The organism is Rhodococcus sp. LB1 (assembly GCF_001583455.1).
GTDB classification, from domain to species: Bacteria; Actinomycetota; Actinomycetes; order Mycobacteriales; family Mycobacteriaceae; genus Rhodococcus_F; species Rhodococcus_F opacus.
This window is the reverse complement of the sequence record NZ_LTCZ01000290.1, coordinates 41,276-54,056: the sequence shown is the minus strand read 5'-3', so window position 1 is coordinate 54,056 and position 12,781 is coordinate 41,276. Positions and strand designations below refer to the sequence as shown.

Here is a 12,781-nt window from a genome sequence, read left to right as displayed (position 1 = left end):
AGCGCCCATCGGCATTCCGGAAGGCTCTCCCATGTCAGTGTCTCTCTCACCGTCCCTCGAATTCGTTCTCGTCACGAGGCTTCGCGCCGCCGGCTGTGTGTTCGCCGAGGACGAGGCCCGCCTGATCGTCTCCGCGGCCCGGACGTCCGACGAACTCGCGTCGATGCTGGACCGCCGCGTCGCAGGCGTCCCCCTCGAACACGTCCTCGGCTGGGCCGAGTTCTGCGGGCTGCGGATCGCGGTCGATCCGCGGGTGTTCGTGCCGCGCCGCCGCACCGCGTTTCTCGTCGAGCAGGCGGCCGCCCTCGCGTGCCCGCGCGCTGTCGTGGTCGACCTGTGCTGCGGTTCGGGCGCGGTGGGGGCCGCGCTCGCCGAGACGCTGGGGGACGGCATCGAGTTGTATGCGGTGGACATCGACCCCGCCGCGGTCCGGTGCGCGCGACGCAACGTCCCGGACCCCGGCCGGGTGTTCGAGGGCGACCTGTACGAACCGTTGCCCACCACACTGAGGGGAAGCGTCGACGTCCTGGTCGCGAACGCCCCGTACGTGCCCACCGACGCGATCCGGTTGATGCCGCCGGAGGCCCGGTTCCACGAACCGCGGGTCTCGCTCGACGGCGGCGCGGACGGACTCGACATCCAGCGGCGGGTGGCCCTCGGGGCGCGCGACTGGCTCGCGCCGGGCGGTCGTCTACTGATCGAGACCAGTGAGAGTCAGGCCCCGCTCACCGCGGAGGCTTTCGCGGACGCCGGGTTGATCACCCGGATCGAGACCTCGGAAGACATGGACGCCACCGTCGTGGTCGGCGCCGACCCCAGGTGAGTGCCGAAGCGTCCCGGGGCACGCTTTGTCACTCACGTGCGGGTGGCTGCTCACTTTCGATCCGCACACAGCAGTACCCCTCGGCGGGTGCCAGTGTGGCGCGCCGATCCTCGCATCCCGCGCCGTCGAGCAGTCCGGACAGCAGCGCGAGGTTCATTCCGCACACCATGTCGGTGTGCTGCCGGGCGAGCGTGTGGAACGGACAGTTGACCAGGACGATGGTGCCGTCGCTGCGGCGCGGTTCGTAACCGCACGTCGCGAGCGCCGCGACCAGATCGTCGTCCGTGCAGCCCGTGTCGGCGCCGAGGCCGCGCCCGAAGTCGTGGGCACGCGCGGAGAGGGCCGCCCGCGGCGATGCGCCGGTGGCGTCCGCGTCCTCGATCGCCCGGGCGAACAACTCGCCGGCGAGCGCGTATGCACGCTCGGGCAGGTGTACCGAGAACTCACGGTCGGATCGTCGGTAGAGCTTGGCGGGCCGCCCCGCGCCCGGACCCGAGCGTCCCCCGCGCCTCGCGAACTCGACCGCCAGTAGCCCCTCGTCGGCCAGCTTCTCGAGATGGAACGCGGACGTCGAGCGGGCGAGTCCCAGTGCCTCGGCGACGTCGTCGCGGCTGACCGGCGTCGTCTGCGTGCGCACGTGGTCGTACACCCGCCTGCGCACCGGCTCGTCGAGCGAGGAGACGGCCGAGACGTCCGAGCGTGAAGTGTCACCCATGGACCCATTGTAAAACCGAGAACCGTTGACTTAATTGCGCGCGAAATTCTATAGTCAATGTACATAGTTTTTAGAAGGAGTCGTCATGGCTACCAACACACCCCACGAGGTCAGCCACGGTTCGCACACCCTGGCCGACCCCGGCTATCAGGCCTTTCTCGTGCTGCGCACGGTCTTCACCGTGGCGCCGATCGCGTTCGGGCTGGACAAGTTCACGAACTGGCTCACCGACTGGCCGGCCTACCTCGCGCCGTGGATCGACGGCATCCTGCCGGGAACCGCGCAGCAGGGTATGTACGCCGTCGGCGTGATCGAAGTGATCGCAGGAATCCTCGTCGCCGTGGCGCCGCGGATCGGCGCCTGGGTCGTCGCGGCCTGGCTGGCCGGAATCATCGTCAACCTGGTCACGCTGTCCGGGTACTACGACGTCGCACTGCGCGATTTCGGGCTGCTCGCCGGTGCCGTCGCTCTCGGCCTGCTCGCCGCGGAGTACGGGCGCCCGCTCCACTACCCCCACACCTGATCGATACTGCGCACCGCACGTGAGATGCACCTCATCGACTGTTTCGAGTGACTCGACCGCTCGTAGTCTGTGTGGTCGTGTCGGTAGGAGCGCAGGACCAGGGAACCGGGTCTCGGGATCACGGTGTGCCGATCCCTGCGCCGGCCCCGGCACGCTCGTTGCTGCTGGGGGTACCGAAGCAGGGTCGGCGCTGGCCGGGCGTGGTCCGCGCCGCGGTGGCCGTGTGCCTGCCCGCGCTGGCGGGCGTCGCGCTCGGACACTCTGCGGTCGCCGCGACGGCGACATTGGGAGCCTTCGCCGTCGTCTACGGCGAGGGCAGGGCGTATCGGGTGCGGTGGCGGGTGGTCTCGATCGCCGCCGCCGTGATGGTGCTCCTCGCCGGTGTGGGCGCGGCGGTCGGTGCACTCGTGCACGACGCGACCTCGGCGGGCGGTTCCCCGCTGTGGGGGATGGCGCTCGTCCTCACGATGACCGTCGTCGTCGCCGTCTGTGCCTTCGTTGTCGACGGGCTGCGGCTCGGAGCGCCCGGTGCCTTCCTCCCGCTGCTGACGGTGGAGATCTCGTCCGCGCTGCCCGCCCTCGGTGTCTCCGTGGCGGAGGTGACGTCCTGGGCGGCGGCCGGCGCGGTGTCGGCGTTGCTCGTGTCGATGTCGGGGCTGCTCGCGCGTCCACGCACCCCCGAGCGTGCCGCGGTCGCGACCGCGGTGGCCGCAGTCGACGCCGCACTCTCCGACACTCCCGCGCCGAATTCCCGTCGGGACGCGGTGCGGTCGCTGCACGCCGCGTGGCAGTGTCTCCACGACGCCGCCCTCGTCGGGCGTGATCATCCACTGACCCGCACGGTGCGTGCGGCACACCTGCGGTGCGCGGCCACGGTGCACGGTCTCGACGCGGACCACGCCTCCGACGAAGACGACTTGCGGCCGCAGGTCCCGCTGCCCAGGCCGTCGATCCGCTATCGGCTCGCGCGGGCGGCTCACCTCCGGGGCCGGTCCTGGACGATCGTCGCGCGACTGCTGGTCGCGTGCCCCGCCGCCGGTCTCGTGGCGCTGGGTCTCGGTGTCGCCCGTCCCGACTGGGCCGTGATCACCGCGGCGATGATCCTGCACCAGGGCCCGGACCGGGTGCTGGGAACGTACCGCGGGCTGCACCGGTTCTTCGGAACGGTGCTCGGACTCGTTCTGCTCGCCGCGCTCGCGACGCTCGACCTGTCGGCGGCCGCGCTGGTACTCGTCGTGGCGCTCCTGATGGCGGGGACGGAAGCCTTCCTCGTCCGCAACTACGGCCTGGCGATGGTGTTCATCACCCCGCTCGCGTTGGTTCTCGGCGGCCTCGGAACCCACGTCGACCTCGTTGCGGTCACCCGGGACCGGCTTCTCGAGACCGTCCTCGGTGTGGCGGTGGCGCTGCTGGTGCTGTGGACCGTGCTTCCGGGTTCGTATCGGCGGATCCTGCGCGACGCGGACGAGCAGGTGGCCGGGACGATCGGCCGGCTCGGCGATGCGCGGGAGCCGGATGCCGTCGCGGAACTCGGCCGGGATCTCGAGTTCGATCTGCACGCGTCCACCACCGCCGCGATCACCGCCGCCCACACCGACCCGGCATGGACCCGCGACCGGTGGCCCGAGCACCACCACCTCCACGAGCTCGGCTACCGAATCCTCACCCGGCACTTCGGACCTCGTCTTTAACCGGATTTCGCCGGATCTCCGCTGTTAGGGTTCGGTGATGGGTCCTGTGACGGGAATCGGAACAGCAATTCGAGCCTCGTTGGCCGCCGCCCTGTGCGTCGGCATGCTGGCCGCGTGCGCGTCGGACGAGGAGCCGCAGGCCGACCCAGCGGCCACGTGTGCAGACGTCCCCAACGGCACCCCGATGACCGCGGCGCCGCCGCCTCCCGGTCCGGCGCCGACCACCCAGAATCTCGCGACCAACCCGGAGATCGCGACCGGGTACCGCTCCGGGATGACACCCGTGGACACCGCGTCGTATGCGGTGTCCACCGCCAACCCGGTGTCGACGCAGGCCGCGTGCGAGGTGTTGCGGGACGGGGGAACGGCCGCCGACGCGCTGATCGTGGCCCAGACGGTGCTGGGTCTCGTCGAACCGCAGTCCTCCGGAATCGGGGGCGGGGCGTTCCTGCTCTACTACGACGCCGGGCAGAACAGCGTCGAGGCATACGACGGGCGTGAGGTCGCGCCGATGGCCGCGACGGAGAACTACCTGCGCTGGATCAGCGACACCGATCGCACCGAGCCCAAGCCCGACGCGCGGGCGAGTGGCAGGTCCATCGGGGTTCCCGGGGTGGTGCGGATGCTCGAGCTGGCGCACCGCGAGCACGGCCGGGACCAGTGGCGGGAACTGTTCGACCCGGCCATCTCGCTCGCGGACCAGGGACTCGAGGTCAGCCCTCGGATGGCCGGGCAGATCGCCGAGTCCGCTCCCGATCTGGCGCTCGACGAGCCGTCGAAGGCGTACTTCCTCAATCCGGACGGCAGCCCCAAGCCGGCAGGCACGAAACTGACCAACCCGGCCATGGCCAAGACGCTCGGTGCGATCGCGGCGGGCGGCGCCGACGCCTTCTACACCGGGGCCATCGCCCAGGGCATCGTCGATGCGACGGCGACAGCGTCGGGTGGGCGCACTCCCGGACAGATGACTCTCGACGACCTCGCGAACTACCAGGCGAAGAAGCGGACGGCGCTGTGCACGCCGTATCGGGATCACGAGATCTGCGGCATGCCCAACCCGTCGTCCGGTGGCACGGCGGTCGCGGCGACGCTGGGCATCCTGGCGAACTTCGACCTGTCGCAGTACGGGCCGACGAACCTCGATGACAACGGTGGAAAGCCGACGGCGGAGGCCGTGCATCTCATCTCCGAGGCGGAGCGACTGGCGTATGCCGACCGGGACAAGTACGTCGCGGACTCCGATTTCGTTCCGCTGCCCGGCAATTCCCTCGACACGCTGCTGAACGAGGACTACCTGAAGCAGCGGGCCGGCCTCATCGACCCCGGCAAGAGCATGGGCACCGCGCAACCGGGCAACTTCGGGCCCGTTCCGCTGGGGGTGCAGCCGCAGGACAAGGAACACGGCACCAGCCAGATCTCGATCGCCGACAAGTACGGCAACGTCGCGTCGATGACGACGACGGTGGAATCGGCGTTCGGGTCGTTCCACATGACGGACGGCTTCGTGCTCAACAATCAGCTCACCGACTTCTCTGCCCAGCCCGTCGGGCCGGACGGGACGCCGCTCGCCAACCGTGTCGAACCGGGTAAGCGGCCCCGCAGTTCGATGGCCCCGACGCTCGTCTTCGACCGCGGCAGCGACGGTTCGCTGGGGGACGTCCAGTACGTGACGGGGTCGCCGGGCGGTTCGGTGATCATCCAGTTCGTCGTGAAAACGCTGGTGAGCATGCTGGATTGGGGTCTCAACCCGCAGCAGGCGGTGTCGGCGGTCGACTTCGGGGCGGCCAACACCCCGGTCACCGGCGTCGGCGGGGAGCATCCGAACATCAATGCGGCCAACGACGGCGCCGACGACCCCCTGATCGTGCAGTTGCGGGCGATGGGTCACCAGGTGTCGGTCGCGCCGCAGTCCAGCGGGCTCAGCGCGCTGCAGCGCCAGGACTCGGGGTGGGTCGGCGGCGCGGACCCACGCCGGGAGGGCGCGGTGATGGGTGACGGTACGGGTTAGGCACCGCCACCGCAGGAATTATGCCTGCTCGACGAGCGGGGCCACCTTGGTGCCGAGCAGTTCGATCGCGCGCATCACCTTGTCGTGGGGCAGCGGTCCGACGCTGGGGTGCAGCATGAACCGCTCGATGCCCAGGGTGTCGCGCATGCCGGCGATCTTCTCCGCCACCTGCTCGGGGTTGCCGAGCACGAGCGAACCGCCGGGTCCGCGCAGACCGTCGAATGCCTGCGGGTTCATCGGCGCCCACCCGCGTTCGCGTCCGAGGCCGGTCATGGCCGCGGCGTACGACGGATAGAACTCCGCAACCGCCCGGTCCTCGGTATCCGCGACGTAACCGTGCGCGTGGACGGCGATGGGCTGCGGTTCGTGCCCACCCTCCGACACGGCACGGCGGTGCAGGTCGGCCAGCGGTGCGAAGCGGGCGGGTTGTCCGCCGATGATCGCGAGCGCCATCGGCAGGCCGAGAAGTCCGGCGCGGGCCACCGACTCGGGATTGCCGCCGACCCCGACCCAGATGGGAAGGGGACGTTCGGGCCGCGGGTAGACGGACTGGTCCGTCAGCGCCGGTCGGTGCCGTCCCGACCAGTTCACTGTCTCGGAGTCGCGGAGGGCGAGCAGCAGGCCGAGTTTCTCGACGAACAGCTCGTCGTAATCGGCCAGGTCGTAACCGAACAGCGGGAACGACTCGGTGAACGAGCCGCGACCGGCCATCACCTCGGCGCGCCCGTCGGAGATCAGGTCGAGGGTCGCGAATTCCTCGAATACGCGCACCGGGTCGTCGGAGCTCAGGACGGTGACCGCGCTGGTCAATGCGATGCGGGACGTCCGGGCGGCGGCGGCCGACAGCACGACTGCGGGCGCCGACGCGGCGAAGTCCGCCCTGTGGTGCTCACCGACGCCGTACACGTCGAGGCCGACCTGCTCGGCCAGGACGACCTCTTCGAGCAGATCCTTCAGACGCTGCCGCGGCGACACCCCCCCGGCCCCGCCGGAACCGACCTCCGCGAACGTCGTCAACCCGAGTTCCATGCGATACCCCTCGCTCGTGATAGTTGAATCATCAATTAGGTGGTGTAACTGCGCGGACGGACGGGATATTCCGTCCGATGATTCAGACCGGGGTGGGCGGGGAACCCGACGACCATGGCGAGATACCGAGTGATCGATCCCCGGGGCAGTGTGGTCGAAACGAAGGAGATCCCGAGCGCCGACGACGCGCACGCATGGTTCGTCGACGTTCGCGCAGACAATTCCGAGCTCGGATGGCGGATGGAAGTCGACGAGGACGGCACCTGGGCGTTCTTCGACGACACCGAGGGTGCCACAGAGAAATAGAGGCACATCGTGCTCGCCAGCGACCCACGGAAAGTGGGCGTCGAGGAGGAATTCCACCTCATCGATCGCAAGACCCGGCGCCTGACCACCCGCGCGCCGGAGTTGCTGGCACGACTTCCCGACGGCGTGTTCGTCGACGAACTCCAGCAGTGCGTCGTCGAGGTCAACAGTGGTGTGTACGCCGACCTCGACGGCCTGCGGAACGACCTGGAGCGGCACCGGAGAGTGCTGATCGACGCGGCCGAGGGACTCGGCATCGGCGTGGCGGCCGCGGGCTCGATGCCGCTGTCGCTGCCCGCCGAGATGCACGTGACGGGGACGCAGCGCTACCGGCGCATGCTCGCGGACTACCAGGTGCTCGCCCGCGAGCAGCTGATCTGTGGCACACAGGTTCACGTCGACCTGCCCGACCGCGACGAGGCCGTGCAGGTCGCGCACCGCGTCGCTCCGCACATGCCCGTCCTCCTGGCGCTCAGCGCGAGTTCCCCGTTCCGGTCCGACGGTGCGGACACCGGCTATGCCAGCGCGCGGACGCTTCTGTGGCTGCGGTGGCCGAGTACCGGTCCGGCCGCCCCCGTCTCCTCGGCCGCCGAATACGGCACCCTGATCGACGACCTGGTCTCCAGTGGGGTGATCAGTGACCCCGGTATGGCGTACTTCGACGTCCGGCCGTCGGTGAAACTTCCGACCCTGGAGTTGCGGGTGTGCGACAGCTGCCCGCGACTGGACACGGTCGTGCTCGTCGCCGCCCTGTTCCGTGCGCTCGTGGAACGCGAGGTGGAGGGTCTGCGCGCCGGGACGAAGGGCGTCGAGGTCGTCCCGACCCTGACCAGGGCGGCACTGTGGCGGGCGGCCCGGTCGGGGTTGGAGGAGGAACTCGTCGACGTGACGGTTCCGCAGGCACGTCCTGCCGCGGAACTCGTCGGCGACTTCGTGAATTCGCTGCGCCCGCAGCTCGAGGAGACCGGCGACTGGGACACCGTGGTGGAGCTGTCCGCCGAGGCCACCGCCCACGGCAGCTCCGCCGCACGGCAACGTCAGGCGCTCGGTCGCCGCGGCCGGCTCACCGACGTGGTCGATCTGCTGCTCGCGGAGACGGCGGGCCGCTCCGAGCACCTTCCCGAAGTGGAGGCGCCACCCGCGCCGGTCGAACTCGGCCCGAGGTCGACCGGCGCCGGCCGGACCCGGCGATACTGGAGCGCGAGGTTCTGGGACCGCGGCGACACCGCCGACATGACGTGGACGGAGTCGACGGAGCTCGACGAGAAAAAGCTGATCGAGTGGCGCCGGGATCTGCACGCGCACCCGGAACTGTCGTTCGAGGAACGCAGGACAACCGGCGTCGTGCGCGCCCACCTCGTCGGTCTCGGGCTCGCACCCGTCCTGATGCCGGGCGGAACCGGCCTGTGGTGCGACCTCGGTCCGGACACGGGCGAGTGCATTGCGCTGCGCGCCGACCTCGACGCGCTGCCGATCGCCGAGACGACCGGTCTGCCGTTCGAGTCGAGGGTGCCCGGGGTGTCACACGCGTGCGGTCACGACGCCCACACCACCATGTTGATGGGGGCGGCATCCGTCCTCACGAAATACCCGCCGCCGTCCCGGGTCCGGCTCATTTTCCAGCCCGGGGAGGAGACCACCCCGGGCGGCTCGGTCGACACGATCGCCGCGGGCGCGGTCGACGGTGTGTCGAAAATCTTTGCACTGCACTGCGACCCGAATCTCGAGGTCGGAAAACTGGCCACCCGGACCGGGCCGATCACATCGTCCAACGACTCCGTCACCGTGCGGTTGTGGTCGGCGGGGGGACATACCGCGCGACCCCATCTGACCGGCGATCTGATCCATGCCGCGGCCGTCCTGGTGACCGGTCTGTCGTCCGTACTCGACCGCCGAATCGACGCCCGCACCGCGACCGTCCTCACGTGGGGGAAGGTGGCCGCCGGGCAGGTCGCGAACTCCGTTCCCGAGTCGGGTGAACTGGTCGGCACCCTGCGCAGCGCGTCCCGTGAGACGTGGGCCTCGCTCGAACCGCTGGTCACGGACACGATCTGTCACCTGCTCGCGCCGTACAACGTGCGGTACGAACTCTCCTACCTGCAGGGCGTCCCGCCCGTCGTCAACGATCCCGACTGCACCGCCGACCTCCGGGAGGCGATCGAATCGGTCGTCGGCTTCGACCACCTGGCCGAGGCACATCAGTCCAGCGGCGGCGAGGATTTCGCGTGGTACCTCGAGAAGGTTCCGGGCGCGATGGCCAGACTCGGCGTGTGGGACGGGATCGGCACCCGGCAGGAGCTTCACCAGCCGGGGTTCGACCTCGACGAACGCGCCATGATCCACGGGGTCCGGACGCTGGTCGCGCTCACCCGGCTCGAAGACCAGTCCGGGTGACCGCGGCGTCAGGCCGGTTTGGCGGCGGCATCCGCCAGTTTCGGCACAAGTGCCTCGACGGCGTACGGGAGGCTGAGGACGGTGCCCCAGGTGAGAGCGCCGGAGACGGTGGGGTCGTCGACGAACACGGCCCGCCCGGCCTTCGCCACCGGTAGCGACTGATAGACGGGGTCGGCAGTGATCTGCGCTTCGGCGCCGGGACTGCTGCCCACGTTCCAGACGAGGACGTCGACGTCGACGATGTCGAACTGCTCCTTGCTGATGGTGAACGCGTCCTGATCGCCTGCGAGTTGTGCGATCTGCTCCGGGACGACGAACCCGAGCGACGTCATCAGGCGTGAACGCGGGTCGTTCGGGGAGCGGACGTAGAACGAGCCGGCGTCGCCCAGTTCGGCGACCGCGACCGTCTTGCCCTCGAATTCGGGGTGGGCGGCGCGTTGCTGCGCCACCAGGTCGTCGACGTCGGCGACGAGTTGGTTCGCCTTCTCGTCCTCGCCGAGGGTGATGCCGACGATCCGGACGGCGTCCTGCCACGGCATGCCGAAATCGGGGTAGTCCGGCGACGTCGTCACGGTGGGCGCGATCGCCGAGAGCCGCTGATACGCGTCGTCGTCGACGTCGATGTACAGCGCGAGGATCAGGTCGGGAGCGAGTTCGGCGATCGCCTCGTACGCGAAATTGGCCTCACCGGTGAACTGTCCGCGGTTGAAGACCTCGGGGTGCGTCCCCCCGAGCGCGTCCTGGGCCCAGGGCCACGTGGCGTCGGGATAGTCGCCGTACCAGTCGGTGACTCCGACCGGCTGACGTCCGAACGCGAGGAGCGTGTCCTGGTCGGAGTAGCCGACGGTGACGATCCGCTGAGGGTTGTCCGGGACTTCGGTCGTTCCCTTCTTGTGCGTCACCGTCCGGGTGCCGCCCTCGGTGTCCGCGGCGGTTCCCGAGGAACATGCTGCGGCGACGACGGCCAGGCCGACCCCGGCACTCACGGTCAGGAACTTGCGGCGGTCGAGCGTTCGCATCCACATACCTCCCTGTAGGTGAGGCTAACCTACAGGGAGTGGTCCCGGCCGTGCATCTGCGGCGGAAACGGGGGAGTCGGCTCGGGAATCGGGGGCGTCGGCGAAGGTCCCGGCGGTTCCGGCTGTGGTCCGGGCTCGGGAGGGGCAGGTTCCGGGCCCGGCTCGGGCGGAAACGGGTGAGGCGGCGTCGGCGTCGGCGGCACCGGAGGAGGGCCTGGATCCGGCGGCACCGGCTCCGGGTCCGGCACGGGATTGCCGAGCTCGTCGTGGGCACTCGTCATCAACTGACCACCTTCCGATCGGCTGATTGAGTGGTACCCGGAACGGGCATCCCGCAATCACGGGACGAGCTGTGGCCGCCCGGGAACAAAACGCGGGATCGGTGCGTTGTCTAGCAACCGTGCCCCGCAAGTGTGGAATTTCACGACACGGGGAACATGAGCCAAAGGGAGGAAGTCATGGCAACCGACTACGACGCACCACGGGTTACCGTCGACGACGAACTCGCCGCGGACTCGCTCGAAGAATTGAAGACACGGAGGAACGACTCGCAGTCGTCCGTCGTCGACGTCGAGGAGACCGACACGGCGGAGTCCTTCGAACTGCCCGGCGCCGACCTGTCCGGTGAGGAACTGACGGTCCGCGTCGTTCCGAAAAGGGCCGACGAATTCACGTGCAGCAGTTGCTTCCTGGTCCATCATCGGTCGCGTCTCGCGTCCGAAGAGGGCGGGCAGCTGATTTGCCGCGACTGCGCATAGGAGGCCCGAGTGGCCGAGGTCAGTAGAACGTTCACCGTCGCCGCACCGCTCGAGAAAGTCGTCGCGTACCTGCGCGACTTCGCGAACACCACGGCCTGGGATCCCGGGACCGACAAGTGCGAGCAGACCACCCCCGGTCCGGTGGCGGTGGGCACGGAATGGCACAACGTGTCGTCGTTCTTCGGGCGCACCACCGAACTCGCCTACCGCATGACCCGCGACGACCCCGATCACGTGGTCTTCGAAGGTCGCAACAAAACCGCAGCCACGTCGGACGATCTGGCGTTCGAGAAGGTGGGCGACGTCTCCACGTCGATCACCTACCGCGCGCATTTCCGCTTCACCGGCCTCGCGCGGTTCGCCGACCCCGTCGCCCGCCTCGCATTCGAGGTGCTCGCGGCCAAGACCGTCAAGCAGATGACCGGGGTCCTCGAAGCGAGGTAAGCGGTATCGAGCTTCCACAGCGCCCTCACTCTCGACGAGTGAGGGTGTTTCATTCGGTACCGATCAGGGAATGATCCGATCCTCGTGATCCGAAAAGATCCGCCGCACATCGTGTTTGCGGGTGACCGGGTCGAAACTCCGGGTGGGTATCCAGAAGATGAAATACATCGTCCGGACCAGCCATACGCCGATCCACGAGACGCGCGCCTGCTTCGTCAGCCCGTGGGCGCGCAGCGTGCGGGGGAGCGATGCCGTGTACTCGAAGTACGACTTGCGAGACGACAGCATCCGCCGGCCGGACACTTGCACCTTCATGCCGGGCAGCATTGCGATCTTGATTCCCGCATCATGGAGTGAGAGCGAGATGTCGGAGTCTTCCCAGATGCCTCGGCCCTCGTGCAGTGCGGGAAGGATTGTTTCCCATGCGGTCTTGCGCACCGCCATGTTCGCTCCGTATACGCCGCGAGCTTCCTGAACGCCGGCGTCCTTCTTCGTGTCTGATGCCACGCGCACCATGAATCGCTGGACACCCTGGAGTGGCATGTCGTACTGCTCGAACGGGCCGAGTGCGGCCCCGAACTCCGGGTCGGCGGTCGCGAAGAATTCGCGGATCGACTGAGCCCAACCCGGCTGCACGATGGTGTCGGCGTCGATGCGCGCGACGATCGGTGTCTTCGCTGCCGCGATGCCTGCGTTGCGGGCGGGGATCAGGCCGGGCTGTTCCTCGGTGATGATGCGAAGTCTGCCCGCGGCTTCGTGTGCCTGGGCCACGGCGACGGTGTCGTCGGTGCAGTTGTTGTCGACGACGATGATCTCGTCGATCTGGTCGCCCTCCGCGAGGAGTGCGTCGAGCGCTCGACCGATGGTCGTCTCTTCGTTGTAGGCCGGTATGACCACGGTCAGCGTCGGCGCAGTCGGCTGGGGGGTTGGCTGCTGCCCTGGCGTCGGGGGCTGCGTCATCGCGCACGATCCTTTGGTGGAAGGGAGTAGGGAATCTGTGATTTCCCTGAGAATCTTCACATACTTGTCGGTTTGTTACAGTGCGGAGGCAAGGACCTGGCAGATTCGACC

The 12,781-nt window shown here is 68.8% G+C and carries 12 protein-coding genes; 8 read left to right on the top strand and 4 right to left on the bottom strand.

Translation table 11 applies throughout. The features are described 5' to 3' along the window. The first annotated feature begins 31 nt into the window (after positions 1-31). The gene (locus tag AZG88_RS29780) at positions 32-823 is read left to right on the top strand and encodes a putative protein N(5)-glutamine methyltransferase (RefSeq protein ID WP_025431695.1); all 792 of its coding nucleotides are present in this window, start codon (positions 32-34) and stop codon (positions 821-823) included. A 28-nt stretch (positions 824-851) separates the two neighbouring features. Here AZG88_RS29780 and AZG88_RS29775 read toward each other — a convergent pair whose 3' ends face one another. Then, a complete protein-coding gene (locus AZG88_RS29775; RefSeq protein ID WP_005248619.1) occupies positions 852-1,538 on the bottom strand; it encodes a helix-turn-helix transcriptional regulator in 687 nt (228 codons plus the stop codon). Between the two features lie 85 nt (positions 1,539-1,623). Between AZG88_RS29775 and AZG88_RS29770 the strand changes: the two genes are divergently transcribed. From AZG88_RS29770 to AZG88_RS29760, 3 genes are all read left to right on the top strand, one after another. Further along, entirely contained in the window at positions 1,624-2,061 is a 438-nt protein-coding gene (locus AZG88_RS29770; protein WP_061699943.1) for a DoxX family membrane protein, read from the top strand. A 125-nt stretch (positions 2,062-2,186) separates the two neighbouring features. Beyond that, on the top strand, positions 2,187-3,752 hold the full coding sequence (locus tag AZG88_RS29765; RefSeq protein WP_231914258.1) for an FUSC family protein: 1,566 nt from the start codon (positions 2,187-2,189) through the stop codon (positions 3,750-3,752). 37 nt (positions 3,753-3,789) lie between these two features. Continuing rightward, positions 3,790-5,760, top strand: coding sequence for a gamma-glutamyltransferase family protein (locus AZG88_RS29760; protein ID WP_061699942.1), 1,971 nt, complete (start codon positions 3,790-3,792; stop codon positions 5,758-5,760). A gap of 18 nt (positions 5,761-5,778) precedes the next feature. Here AZG88_RS29760 and AZG88_RS29755 read toward each other — a convergent pair whose 3' ends face one another. Continuing rightward, complete coding sequence (locus AZG88_RS29755; RefSeq protein WP_061699941.1) at positions 5,779-6,789, bottom strand: LLM class flavin-dependent oxidoreductase; 1,011 nt, start codon at positions 6,787-6,789, stop codon at positions 5,779-5,781. Positions 6,790-6,903: 114 nt separating this feature from the next. Here AZG88_RS29755 and AZG88_RS29750 point away from each other — a divergent pair, with 114 nt between their 5' ends. Together AZG88_RS29750 and AZG88_RS29745 are read left to right on the top strand one after the other, a co-directional pair. Next, a complete protein-coding gene (locus tag AZG88_RS29750; RefSeq protein ID WP_005248614.1) occupies positions 6,904-7,095 on the top strand; it encodes a hypothetical protein in 192 nt (63 codons plus the stop codon). A gap of 9 nt (positions 7,096-7,104) precedes the next feature. Then, on the top strand, positions 7,105-9,489 hold the full coding sequence (locus AZG88_RS29745; RefSeq protein ID WP_061040838.1) for a glutamate--cysteine ligase: 2,385 nt from the start codon (positions 7,105-7,107) through the stop codon (positions 9,487-9,489). Positions 9,490-9,497: 8 nt separating this feature from the next. Here the strand turns inward: AZG88_RS29745 and AZG88_RS29740 are convergent, their stop codons facing one another. Beyond that, entirely contained in the window at positions 9,498-10,514 is a 1,017-nt protein-coding gene (locus AZG88_RS29740) for an iron-siderophore ABC transporter substrate-binding protein (protein ID WP_082833518.1), read from the bottom strand. Between the two features lie 452 nt (positions 10,515-10,966). Here AZG88_RS29740 and AZG88_RS29735 point away from each other — a divergent pair, with 452 nt between their 5' ends. Together AZG88_RS29735 and AZG88_RS29730 are read left to right on the top strand one after the other, a co-directional pair. Continuing rightward, on the top strand, positions 10,967-11,266 hold the full coding sequence (locus tag AZG88_RS29735) for a DUF4193 domain-containing protein (RefSeq protein ID WP_005248611.1): 300 nt from the start codon (positions 10,967-10,969) through the stop codon (positions 11,264-11,266). Positions 11,267-11,275: 9 nt separating this feature from the next. Beyond that, the gene (locus AZG88_RS29730; RefSeq protein WP_061699940.1) at positions 11,276-11,710 is read left to right on the top strand and encodes an SRPBCC family protein; all 435 of its coding nucleotides are present in this window, start codon (positions 11,276-11,278) and stop codon (positions 11,708-11,710) included. Between the two features lie 63 nt (positions 11,711-11,773). On the opposite strand, the gene AZG88_RS29725 is transcribed toward AZG88_RS29730, so the two are convergent. Continuing rightward, positions 11,774-12,670: a glycosyltransferase gene (locus AZG88_RS29725; RefSeq protein WP_025431698.1), complete on the bottom strand. Its 897-nt coding sequence runs from the start codon at positions 12,668-12,670 to the stop codon at positions 11,774-11,776. Between the last annotated feature and the right edge of the window lie 111 nt (positions 12,671-12,781).